This is a genomic window from Paenibacillus chondroitinus NBRC 15376 (assembly GCF_004000765.1).
In the GTDB taxonomy this organism is placed as follows: Bacteria; Bacillota; Bacilli; order Paenibacillales; family NBRC-103111; genus Paenibacillus_E; species Paenibacillus_E chondroitinus.
In genome coordinates, this window is the sequence record NZ_BILW01000005.1 from 287,478 (window position 1) to 309,045 (window position 21,568).

Below are 21,568 nucleotides of genomic sequence, written 5' to 3' on the forward strand. Positions count from 1 at the left end.
GCATCTTTTAGGTGCCGTTTTTCATTAAACAATCCTAAACACACAATTCTCCTTCAAAAAATATCCTCCAGCCATCTTCACTGATATCTCACAATGAGATTCAATAACTCCACCATCGCATATCTGTTCAAGTATCCCTTTTTTATTTCTTTGAAAAACCCCAACATAGGCTTTGTTGTGTATTGCAGCATCCAGGTGAGAGTCGGTTGAAAGATTAAAACCAGCTTTAAACATAAGTGACCTCCATAATTAATCCTTTGTGTATTTAACTAATGAATTTTCTTTAGGGTAGTAGACGTAAGCTGGAAAAGTAACTGACTTACGGCTTACGGGATAATTAGCCATAATGTGCCTCTCGCCGTCAAACATATAAATAAAATATAGGTCTTTAAGTTCTTCTTCTACAAGATTAACAGGTGTTTTTTCGATTTTATAAGCTGGTATACGTGGTCCATTAAACAATCTATATAAGAATCTATAGATGTAAAATAAAAAGATGTAAAAAATGTATACAATTCCAACTGCCACGAGTAGTTTTGAATTTTGCTTTGTGTTAAATAATTGCAAAATATAAGCTTTATTCAATACCGTATTTAAAAATGAAAAAATTAGTATTAAAGCAAAATTAGTAAAGATAATAATGTTGATCAATCTCTTTTTTATAGACACGCCGAAAAGGGAGATTATCCAACAAGCCAAGAGAACTATGCCAGTTAGCAGAAATGATCCTAGATTAGTGAGAATAAATAAGTCTTGTATAAATTTAGAGAACTCAGCGGAGTCGAAAATTAAGCTTGGTATATTTAGTGTTAAGACAAGAATTAATGAAACAGATATGATTTCCAAGAAATCTTCCCAATCGCTAGTGTTTTTGGGGGTTAGTAATATATCTATTACTGTTTTGTTTGTTGTAGTGATGTTAAATCTGATTAAAACGAAGGCAACGGTTATTAGCGGGGCTACTTTTAACAAAATTTCAATGATTCCAGACATGTTCTCTCTACTCCTATTATGGATATATTTGGTTGTAAGATTAATATACCACGAGACCTAGTTCTAAAGATACAAAAAATGTCTATTCAGGTCGAATCTACTATGGTAAAATTATGAAATAATATAACGCTCTAGGAGTTAATGAAATGAACTATAATAACAACGAACTTACAATAACCAAACCAATTTCAGTATGGAATAGACCTTTAAATGTTGATTTTAAGGAGTTATTTAAATCTTTAGGCAAGGCAGCATTATCAGGTGCTTTCGGGAATTGGTCAGAGGTTGCCAATAACAGCTACGAATCTCTTTGTGCACTGGGGCTTGAAAAAGACCCAGGACAAATCGCTTGGTTATTAATTTTCAAATCTAGTACACAAGCAATTTATAAATTGGTCGGTGAGTGTTCGGAACTTTTAAAGTTCGAAGAGGAGAATCAGAACACTATTTTTCAGGAGATTGAGACATCACTCGAAGGATTAGAGTTTACTATTGATGTGAATTTTTTCAATAAGCCAAAAGATCTACTCATATTAGAAAAGATGAAGCTGCCACTAAGTAGCTTTTTATTACAATGTGGTTTAACTGAAATTGAGACTAAGTCTTTGGTTAATAGATTTCCAAGCTATTTCGTATTTGCTTTGAATGAACAATGGAGGAAGGATTCAAAGGAATACGAACCAATTAAAGCATATTTTGATACTCCCTTCACTAAAGCTACAGAACGAGAAAAGTCATGGGCAAGATATTTTTCATATTTGAAATTACAAGTTAATCAAAGAATGTTTGATGAAACCTTTAGTTTGAAAGAAGTATACGTCCCTCTAAGAGCATACTATGAAGAGAAAATCATGGATGATTCACATGATATGTTTGAGAGCAGTGAAACTACAATAAAAAATAATAAAAATAATAAAAATAATAAAGATAATATTGTAATTGATCTTGAATTCGAATTGGAAAGATGGATCGAAAGTTCTGATAAAAGAGATGCAATTAGAGTTATAAGTGGTGGGCCAGGTTCAGGTAAATCGTCCTTTGCGAAAATATTTGCAGCGAATTTAGTTGATAAATTGCAGTTTCCCATACTGTTTATTCCACTTCATCTTTTTGAGCTTAATGAGGATTTAATTAATGCAGTGGGAAGATTTGTTAAGTATGATAATTTGTTAGATTCTAATCCGATTGATCCTGATAATGGTGAGCAAAGACTACTTGTTTTTTTTGATGGACTTGATGAACTTTCAAAACAAGGTCAAGTGTCTGCAGAAATTGCTAAGCATTTTGTTGAGGAACTGCAAAGGAAAGTTGATAGATTAAATTATAATGAACTACGGATACAAGTTATTTTGACTGGAAGAGAAATTAGTGTACAACCGAGTAAAATGATTTTCAGGAATAAAAAACAAATATTGAATTTATTACCTTTTTATTTGAATGAAGAGGAGAGAAAAAAGTATACCGATGAGGAAGATTTGTTAGAAGTTGATCAAAGGGATATTTGGTGGAATTTATATGGTAAGGCAAGTGGACGATCATATTCATCATTACCTTCAGAGTTATCAGGAGATAATCTTGAAGAGATTACCTCGCAACCACTATTGAATTATTTGGTTGCACTAAGTTTTGATCGGAAGAAAGTGGATTTTGCCAAAGAAAATAACCTTAATGCGATTTATTATGACTTACTAATTGCGGTATATGAAAGAGGTTGGGCGAATAACAAGCATCCATCAATAAAGGATGTTAGTAGAGATCAATTTATCAGGATTTTAGAAGAAATTGCAGTGTCTGTTTGGCAATGTGACGGTAGGACAACAACAGTTGCAGAGATTGAGAAAAGCTGTAGTTCAAGCGGTCTAAGTTGGGTATTAAATAGATTTCAAGAAGGGGCTAGTAAGGGTGTTACCAGACTATTAACTGCTTTTTATTTTAGACAATCAGGATATAGTAATTCAGGTGAACATACATTTGAATTTACTCATAAAAGTTTTGGTGAGTATCTAACTGCTAGGAGACTGGTTGCGTCTGTGAAGCTTGTTAATAAAATGATAAAGAAAAGAACAACAGATCCAGATCAAGCATGGGATGAAAGAAAGGCACTAGAGTTTTTAATATCTCTATGTGGACAGTCCGAGATTGACATTTATTTATTTAAATTTATTAGTAATGAAATAGGAAATAGTTCTGCGAATGAATTGAAAGAATTACAAAAAACACTGATTTTATTAATAAATTTTGTATTAAGGACAGGTATGCCAATTGAACGAATAAGTCCTAGACCTGCTTATGCTGTGGAGAAAGTATGGTCGAAAAATACTGAAAAAGCTTTGATTTATTTCCTGGGTGCTGTTGCATTAAGAACAGAAAAGCATTCAAAGATTGATTGGCCTACATCAACTACTTTTGGTACATGGTTAAGGACATTAGTTGATCAACGAAAGGGACCTCGAAATCCATTTATTATGAAAACATTTATACGTATGGATTTAGAAAAATGTGATCTAGATATCGGTGATTTATATGAAACAATGTTTTGGCATTGTATATTTGATAATGGAAGTCTTCAATATGCTAATCTTATAAATGCTAATTTAACTGGATGTAGTTTCAAAAAAACATTATTTGATTATAGTGAAATTTCAGGTGCTCAAATGGAGTACACAGATTTAAGGGATGCTAGTTTAAGAAAAATAACAGCAAGAAGCACTAATCTAAAAGGTGCAATGCTTCAAAACACAATAATAGCCGGCGCAAGTTTTGTTGGAGCTGATTTAACTGAAGCAAACTTGGTAAAAGCAACCTCTTTCTATAAGTATCGCGACATTAATGAACCAGCAAAATTTACACTAGCGCAACTAACTAATGCAAACTTAGCTAATTCAAAATTAAAAGGAGCCAATTTTTCAAAAGCTAACCTGACTAATGCAAACTTTAAAGGTTCAGATTTGACTGATGCGAACTTTAGAAATTCTAATGTTACAAATACAAATTTTGAAAATGCAAAGATTACCGGTGCTAAATTTATTGGTTCTTACTGCACTATAGGTGAGGAAGAGGAAAGTGATTTTGATTTAGTTATGGATGAAGTAGCGGTAGCAATTGAGTAATTTTAGGAATGCAAAAGGAATTTACAAATGAAAACGACACCCCTTCAGGGTGTCGTTTATTTCTTTTTATTTAATCCTTTCCGATAAGCCTCAACAGCAGCCTGCGCCGCGGCACGGGCTATCTCCAGTTCATCCTCAGTGTATTGATCAGCACCGCCATAAAACGCACGGCCTACAGAAGATTCTTCTTTATTACTAGATCGTCCAAGCAGATAATCAACGCTAACTTCGAAGTAATCGGCAATTTGATTAATTCGTTCTTTTCTTGGTAGATTTTCTGTTGTTTCGAGACGTCTAATGGTTGACTCAGGAATATCTAATGCATGAGCAAGTTGTTCTTGAGTTATACCTCTTTCGTTTCGAAGCTTCTTAATTATTTCTCCAAAAGTGGTTTCGATTGTGAATCACCTCATAATAAAATTGTAATCTAAAATGTTCATAAAATAAACGTTCATATAACGAACAAAAATGTTGACATGTTCACGAAATGAACGTATTATAAGGATAGAATATTGTTCATAAATCGAACTTGAGAGAGGTGATGAGATTTGACAAATAAATTGCATCCGCAAATTAAACTAGTTGAGGCACGTGAAAAAATGGGACTCACGCAAGAGGAATTAGGAAAAAGGACGCTAATTTCTCGCTCGCTAATTGCAAATATTGAGCGTGGTTATGCAAAGCCATCGCTTGAAAAAGCAAACAGGATTGCTGTTGCACTTAACAGTTCTGTAAATGAAATATTTATTTTTTTTGAAAGTAATGTTCAAAATTCGAACGTATCTTAGGAGGTGATCACATGGACCAACAAGTCGAACGAAAAACCCTAACTGTGGACGAAATTGCATCGTACCTGGGTGTACACCGCGACTCTATTTACACGATGGTACGAAAAAAAGAAATCCCACACTTCAAAGTCGGCGCCCGCATCCTTTTTCGGATGGAAACAATCGAGAGCTGGATGAAGGAGCAAGAAAGCCAGAATCATCGCATTGCTCAATAAAAATCCGCTGACGAGGGGAGTTGTCAGCGGATGCGGAGGGGAGATGATCCAACAATCATCCGTTAATTTCATATTAAGATGCTTCTGTGTCACAAATCTATATCAGTTATGTGCTGATTTGCCACATTTATACGAAAGGTGGTGATAACAATCGCAATTGGAAAAGCAATTCAAGCATTCCGAAGAGAAAAGAATTTAACTCAAGAAGAACTTGCTAATCAAATTCCAATTGATCGTACAACGCTAGCTCGCATTGAAAATGGAGAACGCCCATTACCAAGCGGCTTTGATACGGTTGTATCTGGTCTATCTTGGAAAATAGCTCTTGAGATTGCGAATGAGCGAACTGGTGGGTACATCTCCAACATCTTAGTGGATGTTCCGAATCTGGATTTACACCCTGCGGCACTTAAAGACTTATTACTTAAGCAACTTGCCGAAGCTGGGACAGCATTGGAGAGGTTATCAATGTCAAAACACATTTCGCCTGAAAAACGAAAAGAAAGTGCTGAAAGAGTATGGCAAGAAATCAGAGACGTTATCGAGACTGCCAACGTCATGCAAGGAGTGCTTGAGGATGAGTTCGGCTTAGATCGTAAGCGAATGATTCAAAAGCATGAATTGGAAATCAAGAAAGGTGATCGCTGAGTGAGGAGGGGATAAATTGTCATTAATTCTTGTAAGTAAGGATGTCGGTACATTTGCACATCTTAGCAAGTTGTATTCGTATCTAGAAGCAATGCAAACTAATCCGGGCTATTTCCAGAAGGAAGTTAAGCCAGCTGCGGAAGATTGGGTACGCGGAGAAATAGCAGCACTTGAGAAGGAACTTTATGGAACAAAAGAAGAAGCAGCCACCGGCCAGGGTGACTACTCCAAGGTTATAGCATTTAAAAATAACATTGCATTCAGTATACCTACTGAGGGGCAGCAATTCAAGGACTCATTTTTTGCCCTTAAATCTATAAATCTATCAAACAATCTTGAGAGGAGAAATAACGAATGTTAAAAGCAACAGGAATCGTAAGAAGAGTTGATGAGCTTGGTCGTGTGGTAATTCCTATTGAGCTGCGGAGGAACCTGGGGGTAGAGATTAAAGACCCAATTGAGATCTTCACAAACGGAGACACCATTGTATTAAAGAAATATGCACCGGGTTGTGTACTTTGTACCAATATCGAAAATGTGAAGCCAGGTCCTGGCGGCAAGTTAATTTGTTCTAGCTGCATTAGTCAGATTAAATCTATCTAAAATTTTTGGAGGTTATTCAAATGAATAAACAATCGATCATTGAACGTTTACTGGTGTTGCCGGAGCTGATCGCAGCTGCGGAGATTGCATTAATTGGAGCTCAAAATAATTTAAATTCTGCTCGCTCTGAACTAATACACAGGGAGGATGGCCTCTACCTCGGCGTTTTTGAAGATGAGGGAATGATCATCGACGGTAAGAATGCGGAGATTCGTAGTGCGCAGCTCAGAAGGTTTTCTGTTATTGAGCGCAACGAGGTAGCCCGTACGGAGCATTTGGTAATGGAGTTCAGGTACCAACTGGATAAGTTGAAAACAGAGCTAAAGGCACTTCAGTCCATTGTGGATTTGCTGAAAGGGGCGGCGTAATTTGAACGAAGTCTCCGTTATTCAACCTCAAACTGCTGGAGGACAAACCGGCGGTGGGGCAATCATCGATTATGAATTCGGTAGTGCTACAGATTTACGGAAGAAGTTGGCTGATATGAAACAGAAGCTTAATCTGACTAAGGAATTTTTCCGTGAGGTTATGCAAGAAGGTGTTGACTATGGAATCATTCCAGGCACTGACAAGCCTACATTATTGAAGCCTGGTGCCGAGGGGCTATGTGAGTTCTATAACTTTGCTCCTACGATTGCTAGCAAAGTGGAAGATAAAAACTTTGAGACCGGTTATTACGGAGTGGATATCACGATTCGATTAATCCACCGAGGATCAGGTGCCATTATTGGTGAAGGCGTAGGTCATGCTAACACGTTCGAAAGCCGGTACCGCTGGCGCTGGGTGTCGGAGAAAGATCTTCCTAGAGGCATTGAAAGGGAAGATCTAGTTAGTAAAGAGCGTTCCGGGAAATACGGCAAGTATCAATCTTATCGGATGGAAAATGACGATATGCACTCCATCTGGAACACGGTCCTTAAGATGGCTAAGAAACGCGCACTTGTTGATGCCACCCTTGCTGCTACAAGGTCCAGCGGTATCTTCACACAGACGGAACAGGAGCTAGAAGCATATCTGGCTGGCGAAGATCCGGAAGCAGATGGTGAAAGTCAACAACAAGCCAAGGCACCGCAGCAAAATTCGCAGAGTGGCAGCAGGCAATCGGGCAGCCGAGGTACAGGGGCAGGCAGCTCCGGTCAGGCTGGGAATGTTGTTCAAAAGAATCGAGTGCTTGATCTAATGAAAAAGGCTTCATTAGATTGGAACTCTCTGGCGAAGGAATCCACAATTGCTCTAAACCGGGAGATTAAGAAAGTTGTTACTGATATTCAAACTGATGCGGACTGGAAAACAGTCGGAGATCATCTTGAATTCTATATTGCTGCAAGTCAGTCCGACCCAAAAGAAATGCACTTTGATATTCCAGAAAAATTGTGAGGTGAGAAGCATTGAAAATAGCCCATGTTGCAGATAGTCACTGGGGACTCGGTTATCCGGGTCCAGATCCATATGCTCGATTTCAAGATATAACCAGAGTCATGGATTGGGTGGCCGATCGGATTATTGAAGAAGGCTGCGAAGTTGTACTTTTTGCTGGTGATGCATTCAAGGACGCCCGCGTGTTCATAGATCGCGCAACCGTCGAGATTGCTGCATTTACCCAGTGGTTAAGGCGATTAAGTAATGCTGGGTGTAAGGTGGTCGTTATTAGTGGGACACCTTCTCATGATGCTGTATCTGCTTACGAGATCATTAAGGAAATGTACATCCCTAACACTACAATCTTCACTTCTCCTGGCGGGCTCGTTCTTGGGTCCCCAGGTAACGAATTATCGATAAGCTGCTTGCCAGGTATGAATCGTAGCCAGTTTGCCACGCAAGAGGAATTTAAAGATTTACCTCCTAATGAATTTCATCAAAAGATGACGGAATGGATCTATGAGGAATGTTCTAGGCTGGTTTCCTATAGTTCAGGAACCAAGCTCCTGATGTCTCATTTAACGTTTGACCTGGCTGATACAGGCTTTGAAGACGTGTTGCTGATGAATGAACCTATTCTAACCGACGATGCTGCTCAGTTGTTCGATCTGGTCGCTCTCGGCCATATCCACAGGCCGCAGCAAGCTGGGAGGAATGTCTTTTACAGCGGAGCACCTGAGCGGCATAACTTCGGTGATGAGAAAACAAAGCCGGGCTTTTGGATTCATACTTTAGCAGCGAAACAAACATTTGTTTCAACATTTATTGAAACCCCTTCACGTCGATTTAAAACCATTGACTGGTGTGACATGGACATTGAAGCCTGGCTGGATGGACAAGTGGATGAATTTTCAACCATTACGGATGCCATCGTCCGGGTGAGATATAGCTGCAGCGAGGATCTCCAGAAACGGTTTGATCGTAGAACTTTGGAAAAATCTCTTTATGATGCTGGTGCTTTCTATGTCCACGAGATTAAAGCAGATGTTGAACGTTCGGACCGAGTACGCGATGTTGATGTAACGGAAAGCCTTAGTCCCCAAGTGGCGTTGTCCAAATGGGGCCAGAACCAAGCCATTGAGGCTGAGGAAATAAGCATGCTGCAAGCACTAACTGCTGAATTACTGGAGGCGATCTTATGAATCCACTAACGCTTGAATTAATTAATTTCCGCGCTATCCCATATGCCAACATTGATCTTAATGATGTTACAATGGCGGCGATATGTGGAAGAAATGGTGCTGGGAAGAGCTCGGGATTCACTATGGCACCAAGATTTGCCTTGTTCGGTGATGTAATCGAGGGCGTGAGTATGGACGATCTCGTTAGACGGGGCACTCAGGAAATGGCCGTGACTTTCACTTTTGAACACCAAGGAAGTAATTACCGTGCCATCCGAACCCGTTCACTAAAGGGGAATGGTAAGAGCACCTTAGAGTTCCAACAACAAATCGGTACCAGGTGGGAAAGTAAGTCTGCAGAGAAAATCAAAGATACAGAGGCTGTAATCCGCAACCTCTTGAACCTAGATGATGAAACGTTCACAGCGTCCAGCATGATTATGCAAGGTAAGGCCAATGAGTTTACGTCTAAATCTGCCGGGAAGCGTAAAGAGATCCTACAGCAGATTCTGGGGCTTAATATTTATGATCGTCTGCAGGAAGCTGCTAGGCAAAAGGCAGCAGGGCTGCATTTGGATATTGAGGAGGCGAAAGACAAACTAGCTGGGCTTGATGAGCGACTAAAACTGAAGGCATCAAAAGCCGAGCTCTTGGAGAGTTTGAATCAAGAAACGGGAGCAATGAAAGCTTTCATACTCTCTAAAGAAAACGATTTGAGACAACAGGAAGAGAAGATTCGTGAGCTTCAGAATAAAGCTGAAAAGGCAGCGGAGCTTAATAAACAAATTAATTTAATTTCCAAGGAAATCGCGCCGTTCGACATTGAAAAAGAAGGACTTGTCGCAAAACTAGGGCGTGCAGAGAAAATCCTATCTAAAGAATCTGAGATTCTTGCAAATACGGATGAGTTTTATCAAGTCAAAGAGCAGATCACAGCGCTCGAGGCACGTTGGCCGGAGCAGGAGAGATTATCGACTGAACTCGGGCACACGGGAGTGTCTATCACAAACATTAAAAATGAGATTGTACCACTTGATCATAGAATTAGAAATGTTCAGCAGTTGCTCCAAAGCCGTGAGTTGTTTTTGGCAAAAGCAGCGGAGTATACGGCTGCTACATTACAACAGAAGGAATTGGAGCAGCTTGCCGAACGATGGGACTCCATTGAAAAAGAGATCTTAGATGTTCGAGCTAATTATAACGCGGAGCAGACAAGGATCAACACGACAAAGAGCTTGCTCGAATCAGAAATTCGTATGCTTGAGTCCAAGACTTCAATGCTCATCGATTCGAATTGTATTGATGACACGAAGGCGGCCTGCTTGTTTCTATCGGATGCTCAAGATGCAAAGCAAGTGCTGATTAGAAAGCATGAAGCATTGAATAACATCGACTTATCTAAATTAACGACATTAAATAAACAAATAACCAGCCTAACGGAGAAACAACAAGAGATTGGCTATGATTTTGCTGCTCACAGGGCGTTAAAAGTACGCATTGAAGAACTCAGACCAATGGCAGAAGAGGCGAACCAGATGCAAGCGAAGGAAGAGCTTCTTGTAAGCCTGCTGGAGCAAAGTTCTCGGTTGAATAGCCAAATAGAAGAGCTAACGCTAAAACAAATTAATACTCAAAGTGAATTAGACACTTTACGTGAAGCTCTAGCACCACTACCAGCACTTCGTAGACGATTGGACATTCTACAACCTTGGGCGAATTTAAAAGACCAAATAGGAGCAGCGCGTGAAGCTAAACAAAGCTCTGCTGATCGAATATCAGCCATTGATTTGGAATTAGAAAGAAAAGAGGAAAGCAAAGAGGCAATTGAGGAAGAACGAGCTCTACTTCTAATGGAAACACAGGGTTTTGATAATGCTTTATCGGAGCTGCCTATCATCCAACGTGAGCTGCAGCAGCTTCGGGATCGACAACATGTTCTCGCTGAACAGATAGGCGGCTTAAAAACCGAACTGGCTGCACTGGAAAAGGATGAACAGGATCGCCTGCAGCTGGCAGATGAGCTAGAGCCAAAGGCTAAAAAGTGGAGCCGATTCCAAACTTTGATTCGTGCTTTTGGCCGCGATGGGATTCCAGCATTAATTATTGAAAATGCCGTTCCCCAACTCGAGCATATCGCAAATGAGATTCTAGGCAAGATGTCAAAAGGAAAGCATTACATTCGTTTTGAAACACAGCGAGAGCTGAAAAGCCGGGATGGAGTCCAGGAGACATTAGATATCATGATTGGAGATTGGACGTCTGAGCGGCCTTACGAAACGTTCTCAGGTGGCGAGCAGCTTCGGATCGACTATGCCATTCGGTTTGCTCTAGCCGAGCTCCTAGCACAGCGAGCCGGCAGTAAAGTGGAGTGGCTAACGATTGATGAAGGATTAGGCTCTCAAGATGCTGAGCACCGCGGGCTGGTTCTTGAATCCATAAAAGCAGTAGCAGATCGATTCAAGAAGGTCCTTGTCATTACGCACATCGAAGAAGCGCAGGCTGTATTTGAACAACAGATTTTCTTTGAGAATACAGATGCCGGCATTAATGTCAAAGTAGCATGAACGATCTTGAGGGTGGGCCACCACTCATGAGGTCGGGGGTTAGTAAACAAATTTGGGATCTGCTAGATAAGGATCCTGTTGCATTTAAAAAAGAGGTTATTGCATATTTTGCAGTTGCCTATCCTGGGTTCACTGTTGTACGGGCAAAGTATCCAGATATTTATTTGAGAGACGATCGGAGGCAAGCACTTTGAAGAATGGAAAAAAGCCAACAAGGCAGCAGCAAGTAGCTATCATTGCAGCCAATTTAGATCCAAAGGAATGGCTGGTTATGAAGAACTTATCTAATGAATTACATATCCTTCATCGGGATAACAAGGACTTGAAAGTTATTCCTGCATAGGGGTTGAGAAGAAGAATGCCAACTCCATTTAAAGTCGACGCATTTTTATGTGACGAAATTGCTTACCAAAGTTGTCTGTGCTGTGAAAGGGTCCTGGAGAGCAATACTTATTTTCATTGGAGAAAAGTCGAGCTTAGTCTTTGTGCAACATGCATTGAGACGCTTCATGAGGCAGCCTTTGGTCAGGTTAATAAGTCGAATAACATGCATGGGTATAAGGACTAAGCTCTTGGCACAGCAGTAATAACAGAGGAGCCCGCGGGAGGGGATGACACATGAATGCCTGACAATCACATAATTCCTGTCTCCAGCGGGCTTTTTGAACATCGTGATCGCATTGGCCCGGCAATCTGGGAATTCCTCTGGTGCATTGATGCCATAACCGATGAAGAAAAAGATGGTGACGGAGCTCGCTGGGGGCTTGTACACGGCGGCGCACCGGTGAAGCATGAGAGGATAGCACAAGAAATTGGTTCCAGCCAGGTCACGGTTCAAAGAAATATGGCTAATTTGAAGAGTCGAGGATACATAAATTCAGTCAGAACAGCCCGCGGCGAGATCATAAAAGTTGCCAAAAATAAGAAGGAAATGGATAAAAAGAGATACATCAAAAATGATAGATCACTCGAAAGTGATACATCAAAAATGATAGATCACAGCGAAAGTGATACATCAAAAATGATAGATCATGGCGAGAGATACATCAAAAATGATAGATCAGATGAGAGTGATCTATCAAAAATGATAGATCTAAAAGACTTTAAAGATCTTAATACTATTACTACTACTATTACTTATCCAGAATATGAACCTGAAAAGAATAACCCGTTAATGCAATTGCTGGATGCTTATTGCCAGCTTAACCACAAGTTTGACATTCACGTTAAACCGAAAGAGCGCGAAGCCATGGGTAAGATGGTCGCCGGAGGTATGCCGAACCCTTTTACCATCCGAACTATGGAGCTCCTCCTTGAGGACAAGCGCAAACGTGAAGGGAATAGCTTCAAGCTTCCAACCAGTTTTCTGTATTACGAAAACGGGATCTGGGATGCCTGGAGAAATGAGAATGCCCAAACTATCCCTGTGTCGTCAGGTGAAGTCGCCCCGGGTAAGGCTCATAAAACTAAGCAAGAACAAGCTTTTACCATGTTGGATCAAATCGCAAGGGAGGAACTTGAGCGTGAACAGAGCGGAAGTCACGCAGTTGCTCAAGAAAATTAAGGGGAAGTATCCCGGGTTCCAAATCCCGAATGATTTGCAGTCTCTGCAGACCATGGTGGATGAATGGCTGGAGGATCTAGAAAGCACACCTTTCGAAGTGGCAGCAGAGAACTTGCGCAGGCATTCGGACCGTGCAGAGCAGTGGCCGCCAAGTATCGGCGGGCTCAAACAGCCCTTGCAAACCGAAGAGGAGCTGTATCACGAATCCATGAAGCGATCAGCTCAAGAATTCTTGGCAAAACGAGAAGAGTGGTTAAAGACTTCCGTCGGTCCTCCTGAACACATCAGGGCCATGATGAGCCTGCCCCACGAGCAGAGACTGGAGGCGATCCGAGCATATGCAGCACGAAATGAACGATGACTTGAGCGCTGAACAGGCTGTCCTTGGTGCCATTTTCACCGAGAATGAAACGATGTCGGTCGTTTCTGAGCGGCTGTTGCCAGAGGACTTCATAGAGCCCAAGCACCGGGTCATATACGAGTCCATGATTGAGCTTTACGATGCCGCCGAGACAGATACACCTGTTGATCTCTTAACTGTTACTAAGCACTTGCAGCGGCGTCAGCAACTTGAACATGTCGGTGGTGTCGGGTACCTTTCGGAACTGACAAGTGCAGTTCCTACGGTGGCCAACGTGGATTATTACGCCAAGATCGTACTTGATTCCGCACTTGAGAGAAAGACTCGAGCGGGGATGCAGAAGATATTCCAAAACAATGATTTGTCGGCCGAGGAAATGGCAGCTCAGGCACAGGCAGTGGCTGAAGAAGTTGCGGAACGATCTGCCAGCAAGAAAGGCGGATTCAAACGGATCGATCAAGTCAGCATGCAGGTGTTCGAGCAGATTGAAAAGAACAATGCGAACCCAAATCCCGGGGGCATCACGGGTATTTCATCTGGATTTGTTGACCTGGATAAGCAGACCTCAGGTTTCCAACGGCAGGATTTGATTATCATTGGAGCTCGTCCGTCAGTCGGTAAGACGGCTTTAGCCTTAAACGTTGCGCAGAGCGCGGGCACGACAAGCGGTGAAACAATTGCAGTCTTCAGCCTGGAGATGGGTGCTACGCAATTAGTTCAGAGGATGCTCTCTTCGGAGGGCAGGATAGATGCCAGTCGAATGCGTAGCGGAATCATGGAGGGCGACGACTGGGAAAAGCTGACCATGGCGATCAGCGAGCTGTCGAGGTCTAATGTCTACATCGACGACAGCCCTTCAGTCACGGTCAACGAGATCCGAACCCGATGCAAGCAGCTTAAGAAAGACACGGGATCCCTTGGACTCATACTAATTGATTACCTTCAGCTGATCAGCGGATCTGGTCGTAGTGAGAATCGGCAGCAGGAAATCTCCAAGATTTCGCGCACACTTAAGCAAATAGCTCGGGAGTTGGATGTTCCGATCATTGCATTATCGCAGCTCAGCCGTGGAGTAGAGCAGAGGCAAGATAAACGGCCGATGATGTCCGATCTCAGAGAGTCCGGATCTATCGAGCAGGATGCAGATATCGTGGCTTTCTTGTATCGGGATGATTATTACGACAAAGAGTCAGAGAAGAAAAATATCATCGAAATCATTATAGCTAAACAGCGTAATGGTCCAGTTGGAACGGTGGAGCTAGCTTTCCAAAAGAATTTTAACAAATTCGTAAACCTGGATAGATCACATCAAAGTGTACTTGATAAACCAAAAGTGCAGCCAGTATCAGGCAATAACAAACGACGCTGGGCATAAATACGAGAGGAGCGATAAAACATGAGAGATCCGCTGTTCGAGAATAAATACCGGTACTTAGTCCTTCAAGGAAAGAACATAATCGGAGAGGTTTATGTGATGGATGAAAAGTACATCGCGATTCTCAAGAAAGTTCGCAATGGACTCAGCTGCAGGAAGGCTGGCTGAACAATGGCACGGTATGTAGGGATTGATACTTCCACCAAGACAGGGTTCGTCGCACTAGATGAGTATGGTGATGTCTGGGACGCTCAGGAAGTTGAAGTTTTAGGAAAAGATCCGGAACGAATGGTCAAGCTCATTGATAGTATTGTTCACTTGGTAGGCACAGAAGATGTTGTATGTATCGAAGATTTTGCTTATGCGCAGGTCAATCGAATGGCTATGCTCGGTGGAATTGGCTGGGGAGTTCGGATGGAGCTATTTAAGAGAGGCATTACATACATCGAGGTTGCCACAGGCCAGCTTAAAAACTTCGCCGGCTGTAAAGGGAACTGCTCTAAAGAAGATCTTATTATTCCGATCTATGAGCTCTGGGGATTTAGAAACGGCAGTGATAATGTCCGGGATGCGTTTATCCTGGCACAAATTGCTAGGGCCATTAAAGAAACGGTAAGGCTGAAAGCTTTTCAAAGAGATGTCATTAAGAAAGTGAAAGGAAGATAACACATGGCCTACATCGAAGCTGAGGGTGTTCTCGTAAATGCAAATATGAAGAAAGGCGGAAAGCTTCTCATTCAAATTGAAGTTACCGAGGACTTAGAAAATAGAGAAGATTATTTCCATTTACGTAAGATGATCGAGAAGAACGTTCGCTTCTCTTTGGATAATCTAGTTGTGGAATACAACGTTACACTAAATGCCAGGACGAACAAGCCGGTCCGTGAATATAAGGTCGATGTAAGTGGGGTTGTATCAGAAGTGAAGTCAGAGGGTGAACAGGCTGAAATGGATCTTGGACTTCCGGCTGAGAAAGTACCGACGAAAGAAGAAACAGAGGAAGCCGATCGTAAACTAATTGATGAGTTTATCCGCAGTGGACTTGCTCCGCAGCATGAGGATTTAACATTAGACTTCACATCGATTCTCAAACGTTTTTATGATGGTACAGGATATGTCAAGATTGCTGCTGATTTAAATATAACGTTGGGTGAGCTGTCAGTAATGCTCGATGAGTACCGTAAAAGAGTAGCTCCGCTTGCTACGAAGTGGGATGACTGGAGGCGGGGGCAAGCTGAGACTTCAGTAGAGAAGCCTGAGACATCGGCTGCAGAAGTTTCTAGCAGTGAAGTAGTTGAGTTTACTGAACCTGTGGTTCAAGAAGATAAACAAGAGGTTGTTCCGGGTATTGAAGAGAAGAGCAGTCAAATCGGCAAAGATGAGCTGGAGAACTTTATTTTAGGTGGGGATGGACCAGTGTTTGAAGATTTACCATATGACTTTAAAGAGCTCCTTACTCGTAAACGTAATGGTGAGACATGGATGGAGATCGCACAGTCATTGAAAATAAGTTCAAGTAAGCTAGCAGCTGATTGGAGCGAATACAAGAAGCGTATTAAATCTGTATTAGATGGAGAGAACGGGGCCGCATAAAAAAGGAGGGTTAAGATATGAAATGGAAACAAGAGCTGTTATGGGTTAAACGAAATGAATATGGTGTTGCACTACGTATAGAGGAAGAGCGGCCGGCTGGTGTTCCGGTTACTGAGATCGATGGTGATTTGGAAGAAGATAAACAGATTATCAAAACAATCGATAGCATGTCTGCAATTGCTACGCTCAATCGGTACTTTGCACTTGTTGAAAATACAAAACCAACACTGGAACAAGCAGAGGAAGCAGTCAAAACACTTTGTCATGTATACGGAGCTGCGAATGAAGAAGTATTGTTTGAACGCGGTGATCCAGAGTTGATTGAAACATACAAACAATTAAGAAAGGAAATTATGATGAGAGTGAAAGAATAAGGAAAGAAAGTAAATAAATCCTCTGCTTCGCTGTAATAAACAACAAAAAAAGCCACCTTACCGGCCAGGCAAGAGCGGTTAAGGTGGGAAAAGGATGAGTTGACAATAACAATATATTCCGTTCATAAGGTGACGTTCTTATGGACATAAAAAATCACCATACCGGATCGAATAGGATCAGTAAAGTGACAAAAAGAATGAGTTAACAGTTACAGTTCCATTTTTAGGTCAGCGTGCATGAGCGATAAAGGCGTTTTGAAACTAAAAACCACATCATCGTAGGGTCGATGATGTGGCAACAAAGGTGGAGTATGAAACCATAACAGTATATTCCATCATTTAGATATTGTGTCTTATTCCAATACCCTATTTTCGACTAGATTGCTTACTGATGCCACAAATAAAGCACATTTTTTTAACCCTTTTAATTGCTTCACATTGTCGCAATAGATACATCTCATGAACTCTAGCCTCCAGTCCATTACGATTATTGACTTTATATTGGAACAAAATTAGATGAATTATTCATTGAAAAACATGAGAGCCAAGGGGGAAATCGTATTAGGACTTAAAGGTGTGTTGATGTGATGAAAACGATGACTTTGTCGAAGAAGTTCCGCAATGTTGTTATAAGAATATGATCGTTCATTTGAAGAAAAAACCAATGAATATCGCGATCAGGAAGGGGAAGTTGAAAGAAAAATTCAAATAACGGAAGTTATAACTACAGTTTCATATCCTTCTTCCAATAAGATTTCTTTGATAGTTGAATGCGAGTATAGATGCTCTCGAAGAAAACGAATCCTTTTTAAGACAGACACAGCATGTTGATCGTAAAAAACAGACTTTCCTTGGTGAACAGTGGGTATGAATTCATGGAAGATAGTTAACCAGTTTCTAATTGTAGTTCTGGGTATTTCCAACAACTCAGGTAGTTCGCATAAGCGATACCTCATAGAACACCAACCTATTTCAAAGTGATATGTCATTACTCAAATTTAGTGTATGTTTCAAAATAAGATTAATATTACTAGACATTAGGGAATATCGAATATACATTAATAAATTTGATATTGAATCAGAATGGTTGCTGAATGTGAAAACATCAAGTTAATTCATTAAATTTATTTCTTCTGCTCAAGTAGTGAGCTACTAAATAAATAATAAATTGAATTGGAACAGAGTAGCTATACTTCCATTCTTTAGGGTTGTAGATCATTAGCCATTTAATAAATGGTTCTGCTACATATGAAGTAAGTAAAGCAAATAATATTGCTTTAAGGTATGGGTTAATTTTAGGTTTTACTTGTATAAGAAACATTATCGCAAGAGGCATCAAAGTCATATCCCACGGTAAATAAGTTGGGACAATAGGAATCACGTTATATCTATAATGCCAGTATCCAAATTGATCACCAAGAATATCAAGAGTAAGTGAAATACTCATGACAAAGAAACCAACATAAAGAATTCTATCGGTACTGTTTTTATTCCTTACCAAAACCAAATTATCCAAGGAATAACAGATAGAATAACACCAAACCACCATAATCCTGAAAAGACAACATGCTCCTTCCAAATTACTATTTTTTGATCAATTAATAAGTGAATTTGATTAACATTATTATCAATTTGTTCGACTACCTTTTCTTTATCCATAGTAACCACCTCACTGGTGGTATTATCTGCCAAAGGATTATTGATTTATACATTAATTAATGTTTGCAAAAAAAGATCCCCCGGCTCCTAGCAAGAATCCCGGGAGATCAAACATATGTTCCTATTACCTATATTAACACACTGCGGAGGTGTGAGGGAATGGGAAGCAATGATTTATCTAAAGGTTATAAACAAACGGCCGCCATGCTTAGACGGCTGGCTGCTGAGAAAACGAATAGGATTAAAAAAATAGAGCAGCAAGAAAATGAAAGTATTCTATGTAAGCAAAATGAGCTTTCAAAGCTGCAGGCCGATCGGCGAGTTATTAATGAAATGGTTGCTGATTGTGAGTGGACAATTGAGTGGCTGGACAGCGGGCGCCGGCCAGGAAATAAACGGGGGATTGAGCGGCGGGCAGCGTATCAGCGGGAGAAATTAATGGATCCGGTCCGGATGCAGGCGTACATCACACAGAGTTCGGCTGGCAGCCCGGTTAATCTTTCTGATTGGCAGAGGTTTCAGATTGAAGATGCACTGTCTAGGTTAAGCGAAAGGGAGCGAGAATGCTACGTGCTGGCGCATGGGGAGTGCTTTTCGTTTAGTGAGATTGCTGGGATGCTTGGGGTAAGTAAAGGTAGTGTGGAGGTTTATGTGACGCGGGCTCAGAAAAAAATATCAATGGATTTGCAGAGTAGCCTATTCCTTGTGGGATAGGTTCTTTATGTAAATTTAATCATATAAAGATTTTTATTATGCTAAGATAAAAAATGTCTGTTTTATGTAGTTTTATTCTTAATAAAAATTAATAAGTGGGGGCTATCAATGAAGGGATTAAAAGAGTTTGGAGAAACAGCGCAAAATTTGTCCAAAAATCCAATCGGTATAATTGGGCTGTTTTTAGTTTTAGTGTATGCTGTTGCAGCAATAGTGCTAACTATGTCTCAGACAGAGGATCGAATTCAGCGGCTTTTACTTACCTCTTTCTTGGTGATATTTCCAATCTTAGTGTTAGCAGCTTTCTTTGAATTGGTTACAAAACATCATAAAAAATTGTATGCACCTTCTGATTTTAGAGATGAAGAAAACTTTATGGATAAAGATACTCAAGAAGTTTATCCAAGTCAGTTTGAATTGATTAAATCACAATTAGATGAGTCTAACAAGACAACCATTGGACTTGTTTCAGGAGTACATGAACAAATACAAGTGTTGTTGACAGAGTTTTCAAAGGAAAATTCTAAAAATAACAAAAATGACGACAATAACCTGATTAAGTTAGAAGGACAGGTTCAAAGTACAAAAGAGCTTATTGAAACCACAATCAAGTGGTCCAGATATCCTTTCTGGATAAATGTAAATCTTGAAAATTACAATGAAATATTTAAAAGACTCATTGATAGCGGACTTACATTTAAAAGAGAGTTTGGTGATCACGAAAAGCCAAGTTTGTTTGTTTTGACATTTGGTCGAAGTGTTCCCATTGAAAATATTAAAGAAGCAATTAGCTTATTAATCCCATTTGGAATAGAAGCAATTTGTATCTCAAAGGAAAAAAATAATTATAATAACATACATGTGGGGGCATATAATTATAAATATGGTCCAGTTCTCTTATTGTCGCAAAATATAATAAACGTTTTAAGTAAGCCTGATCTCACAAAAAAAGAGTTTTTAGAGATATATGATGAATGTCAAAGTGGAATTTCGAAAAGATATAATGCATCTTAATTCGAGATAACAATCTAAAATACAATCATCATTTTTTGTCGTACTAATGCCACCTACTAATGAAGCACCCTAACCGGTGCTTTTTCTTTTACCTAAATCCAACATAACATAAGGGGGAACTTGTTTGCGAATCGAAACTATTGCAATAGAACTAATAAATCCTAGCAGCTGGAACCCAAATGAGATGGACGAGCATATCTATAGTTCGTTAGTGGAAAGTATCCGGAAACACGGCGTGCTGCAGCCAATCCTGGTTCGGAGTGATATGACAATCGTTAAGGGCGAGAAGCGCTGGAAGGCGGCTAAGGAGGCAGGACTTACCGAGCTTACTTGCGTTGTTGTGGAGTCTAGTGATGAGGAGTCTAAGCTGTTAACGATTAGCCTGAGCCATTTACGCGGCCGGACCAATGACGAGCTGCTAGCATCGCTCCTGGAAGAGCTTTCCGCTCATTATTCAATTGAGGAGTTGTCACTGCAGACAGGCTTTCAAATGGACGAGCTAAATCAAATGCTTCCAGGATTAAACGCAGATACTGAACTGATTACTCCAGTCCAAGAAGACGAGTTCGACGTTCAACGTGCTTTGGATGAGATTAAAGAACCAGAGACTCGATACGGGGATGTATGGCAGCTCGGCAGGCATATATTGGTGTGTGGCGATGCAACTAAGTTGGAAGATGTTCAGAAACTCATGGAAGGCGCCAAGGCGGCGCTTGTAGTGACAGACCCACCTTATAATGTAGCAGTGGAGAGTGATTCGGCCAGGCTGGCCGCAGATGGTCGAGGATCAATAATGAATGACGATATGCCCGCAGAGGAGTTCGCGGGCTTTTTGAATTCTGTTTTTTCTTGTTATGCTTCGGTTATGGACCCGAAGGCGGCTATTTATGTATTCCATCCTTCTTCTTATCAAAGAGAGTTTGAAAATGCGATGAACGCGGCCGGCATCGTAGTTAGGTCCCAATGCATTTGGTCAAAGAACGCTGCTTCCTTTGGTTGGTCTCAGTATCGATATAAACATGAGCCGGTGTTCTATGCCCATTTGAAAGGTAAGTCGCCGGCATGGTATGGGGACCGGAAGCAGACGACTATTTGGAAAGCCGGCTTGCCTCAGGAATTGCCGGAGCCAGAGTCCATTTGGGAAGTATCCCGAGGGGATGTTACTAAGTATGTTCATCCAACACAGAAACCGTTGGAGCTCCTGCAGATTCCTATCGGGAATAGCAGTCAGTGCGGTGATATTGTTTTGGACTTTTTCGGCGGCAGCGGATCTACGCTTATGACATGTGAACAGATGGACCGGACTTGCAGGACGTTAGAACTGGATCCTGTATTTTGTGATGTGATAAAGAAGCGGTTTTATGAGTGGACAGGTATTGAGCCGGTTCTATTAGTTCAAGCAGATGCTGCGTAATTTTCGTGCTAAGCGATGAATTTATGTCTTGAATTTCTA

General features: G+C 40.8%; 27 protein-coding genes. 21 read left to right on the forward strand and 6 right to left on the reverse strand.

Annotation, left to right across the window (positions count from 1 at the left end):
* Positions 1–24 precede the first annotated feature (24 nt).
* Together PCH02S_RS09450 and PCH02S_RS09455 are read right to left on the reverse strand one after the other, a co-directional pair.
* Positions 25–234, reverse strand: coding sequence for a hypothetical protein (locus PCH02S_RS09450; protein ID WP_127452299.1), 210 nt, complete (start codon positions 232–234; stop codon positions 25–27).
* Between the two features lie 15 nt (positions 235–249).
* Positions 250–993 (reverse strand): hypothetical protein, encoded by a 744-nt coding sequence (locus tag PCH02S_RS09455; RefSeq protein WP_127452301.1) that lies wholly within the window; start codon positions 991–993, stop codon positions 250–252.
* 146 nt (positions 994–1,139) lie between these two features.
* On the opposite strand from PCH02S_RS09455, the gene PCH02S_RS09460 reads away from it, so the two are divergent.
* Entirely contained in the window at positions 1,140–4,103 is a 2,964-nt protein-coding gene (locus PCH02S_RS09460) for a pentapeptide repeat-containing protein (protein ID WP_127452303.1), read from the forward strand.
* 56 nt (positions 4,104–4,159) lie between these two features.
* Here PCH02S_RS09460 and PCH02S_RS36920 read toward each other — a convergent pair whose 3' ends face one another.
* Entirely contained in the window at positions 4,160–4,501 is a 342-nt protein-coding gene (locus tag PCH02S_RS36920) for a helix-turn-helix domain-containing protein (RefSeq protein ID WP_127452419.1), read from the reverse strand.
* Positions 4,502–4,651: 150 nt separating this feature from the next.
* Between PCH02S_RS36920 and PCH02S_RS09470 the strand changes: the two genes are divergently transcribed.
* The 17 genes from PCH02S_RS09470 to PCH02S_RS09540 all read left to right on the forward strand — a co-directional run bounded on the left by PCH02S_RS09470 (position 4,652) and on the right by PCH02S_RS09540 (position 16,728).
* Positions 4,652–4,891 carry a helix-turn-helix transcriptional regulator gene (locus PCH02S_RS09470; protein WP_127452304.1) on the forward strand — a complete coding sequence of 80 codons (240 nt, stop codon included), beginning with the start codon at positions 4,652–4,654 and terminating at the stop codon, positions 4,889–4,891.
* Positions 4,892–4,902: 11 nt separating this feature from the next.
* A complete protein-coding gene (locus PCH02S_RS09475; protein ID WP_127452306.1) occupies positions 4,903–5,106 on the forward strand; it encodes a helix-turn-helix domain-containing protein in 204 nt (67 codons plus the stop codon).
* A 141-nt stretch (positions 5,107–5,247) separates the two neighbouring features.
* Positions 5,248–5,754 carry a helix-turn-helix domain-containing protein gene (locus tag PCH02S_RS09480; protein ID WP_246069002.1) on the forward strand — a complete coding sequence of 169 codons (507 nt, stop codon included), beginning with the start codon at positions 5,248–5,250 and terminating at the stop codon, positions 5,752–5,754.
* 16 nt (positions 5,755–5,770) lie between these two features.
* Positions 5,771–6,115, forward strand: a complete 345-nt coding sequence (locus PCH02S_RS09485) for a hypothetical protein (protein ID WP_127452307.1) — start codon at positions 5,771–5,773, stop codon at positions 6,113–6,115.
* Complete coding sequence (locus PCH02S_RS09490) at positions 6,109–6,357, forward strand: AbrB/MazE/SpoVT family DNA-binding domain-containing protein (protein ID WP_127452309.1); 249 nt, start codon at positions 6,109–6,111, stop codon at positions 6,355–6,357. The genes PCH02S_RS09485 and PCH02S_RS09490 overlap by 7 nt, the downstream gene beginning before the upstream one ends.
* Positions 6,358–6,377: 20 nt before the next feature.
* Entirely contained in the window at positions 6,378–6,725 is a 348-nt protein-coding gene (locus PCH02S_RS09495; RefSeq protein WP_127452311.1) for a hypothetical protein, read from the forward strand.
* A 1-nt stretch (position 6,726) separates the two neighbouring features.
* Positions 6,727–7,734, forward strand: a complete 1,008-nt coding sequence (locus tag PCH02S_RS09500) for a hypothetical protein (protein WP_127452313.1) — start codon at positions 6,727–6,729, stop codon at positions 7,732–7,734.
* A gap of 11 nt (positions 7,735–7,745) precedes the next feature.
* The gene (locus PCH02S_RS09505) at positions 7,746–8,918 is read left to right on the forward strand and encodes a metallophosphoesterase family protein (protein WP_127452315.1); all 1,173 of its coding nucleotides are present in this window, start codon (positions 7,746–7,748) and stop codon (positions 8,916–8,918) included.
* Positions 8,915–11,461, forward strand: coding sequence for a sbcc family protein (locus PCH02S_RS09510; RefSeq protein WP_127452316.1), 2,547 nt, complete (start codon positions 8,915–8,917; stop codon positions 11,459–11,461). The genes PCH02S_RS09505 and PCH02S_RS09510 overlap by 4 nt, the downstream gene beginning before the upstream one ends.
* Positions 11,462–11,651: 190 nt before the next feature.
* Positions 11,652–11,804 (forward strand): DUF6906 family protein, encoded by a 153-nt coding sequence (locus PCH02S_RS35655; RefSeq protein WP_164819485.1) that lies wholly within the window; start codon positions 11,652–11,654, stop codon positions 11,802–11,804.
* A gap of 279 nt (positions 11,805–12,083) precedes the next feature.
* Positions 12,084–13,025 (forward strand): helix-turn-helix domain-containing protein, encoded by a 942-nt coding sequence (locus PCH02S_RS35660; protein WP_164819486.1) that lies wholly within the window; start codon positions 12,084–12,086, stop codon positions 13,023–13,025.
* Complete coding sequence (locus PCH02S_RS35665) at positions 12,985–13,386, forward strand: replicative helicase loader/inhibitor (protein WP_164819487.1); 402 nt, start codon at positions 12,985–12,987, stop codon at positions 13,384–13,386. The genes PCH02S_RS35660 and PCH02S_RS35665 overlap by 41 nt, the downstream gene beginning before the upstream one ends.
* Positions 13,364–14,761, forward strand: coding sequence for a replicative DNA helicase (dnaB, locus tag PCH02S_RS09525; protein WP_127452321.1), 1,398 nt, complete (start codon positions 13,364–13,366; stop codon positions 14,759–14,761). Before PCH02S_RS35665 ends, dnaB begins: the two co-directional genes overlap by 23 nt.
* 21 nt (positions 14,762–14,782) lie before the next feature.
* Entirely contained in the window at positions 14,783–14,929 is a 147-nt protein-coding gene (locus PCH02S_RS35670; protein WP_164819488.1) for a hypothetical protein, read from the forward strand.
* Between the two features lie 3 nt (positions 14,930–14,932).
* Complete coding sequence (locus PCH02S_RS09530) at positions 14,933–15,427, forward strand: hypothetical protein (protein ID WP_127452323.1); 495 nt, start codon at positions 14,933–14,935, stop codon at positions 15,425–15,427.
* Positions 15,428–15,430: 3 nt separating this feature from the next.
* The gene (locus PCH02S_RS09535; RefSeq protein WP_174806757.1) at positions 15,431–16,354 is read left to right on the forward strand and encodes a 2-methylcitrate dehydratase; all 924 of its coding nucleotides are present in this window, start codon (positions 15,431–15,433) and stop codon (positions 16,352–16,354) included.
* A 17-nt stretch (positions 16,355–16,371) separates the two neighbouring features.
* A complete protein-coding gene (locus PCH02S_RS09540; protein ID WP_127452325.1) occupies positions 16,372–16,728 on the forward strand; it encodes a hypothetical protein in 357 nt (118 codons plus the stop codon).
* Positions 16,729–17,432: 704 nt separating this feature from the next.
* On the opposite strand, the gene PCH02S_RS36925 is transcribed toward PCH02S_RS09540, so the two are convergent.
* From PCH02S_RS36925 to PCH02S_RS36360, 3 genes are all read right to left on the reverse strand, one after another.
* The gene (locus PCH02S_RS36925; protein ID WP_127452326.1) at positions 17,433–17,717 is read right to left on the reverse strand and encodes a MerR family transcriptional regulator; all 285 of its coding nucleotides are present in this window, start codon (positions 17,715–17,717) and stop codon (positions 17,433–17,435) included.
* 116 nt (positions 17,718–17,833) lie between these two features.
* Positions 17,834–18,175, reverse strand: a complete 342-nt coding sequence (locus tag PCH02S_RS36355; protein ID WP_246069003.1) for a CBO0543 family protein — start codon at positions 18,173–18,175, stop codon at positions 17,834–17,836.
* 47 nt (positions 18,176–18,222) lie between these two features.
* The gene (locus PCH02S_RS36360) at positions 18,223–18,387 is read right to left on the reverse strand and encodes a hypothetical protein (protein WP_246069004.1); all 165 of its coding nucleotides are present in this window, start codon (positions 18,385–18,387) and stop codon (positions 18,223–18,225) included.
* 159 nt (positions 18,388–18,546) lie between these two features.
* Between PCH02S_RS36360 and PCH02S_RS09555 the strand changes: the two genes are divergently transcribed.
* The 3 genes from PCH02S_RS09555 to PCH02S_RS09565 all read left to right on the forward strand — a co-directional run bounded on the left by PCH02S_RS09555 (position 18,547) and on the right by PCH02S_RS09565 (position 21,529).
* Positions 18,547–19,101 carry a sigma-70 family RNA polymerase sigma factor gene (locus PCH02S_RS09555; protein ID WP_127452328.1) on the forward strand — a complete coding sequence of 185 codons (555 nt, stop codon included), beginning with the start codon at positions 18,547–18,549 and terminating at the stop codon, positions 19,099–19,101.
* A 108-nt stretch (positions 19,102–19,209) separates the two neighbouring features.
* Positions 19,210–20,115 (forward strand): hypothetical protein, encoded by a 906-nt coding sequence (locus PCH02S_RS09560; RefSeq protein WP_127452330.1) that lies wholly within the window; start codon positions 19,210–19,212, stop codon positions 20,113–20,115.
* 124 nt (positions 20,116–20,239) lie between these two features.
* Positions 20,240–21,529 (forward strand): DNA modification methylase, encoded by a 1,290-nt coding sequence (locus tag PCH02S_RS09565; protein ID WP_127452332.1) that lies wholly within the window; start codon positions 20,240–20,242, stop codon positions 21,527–21,529.
* Positions 21,530–21,568: the final 39 nt, after the last annotated feature.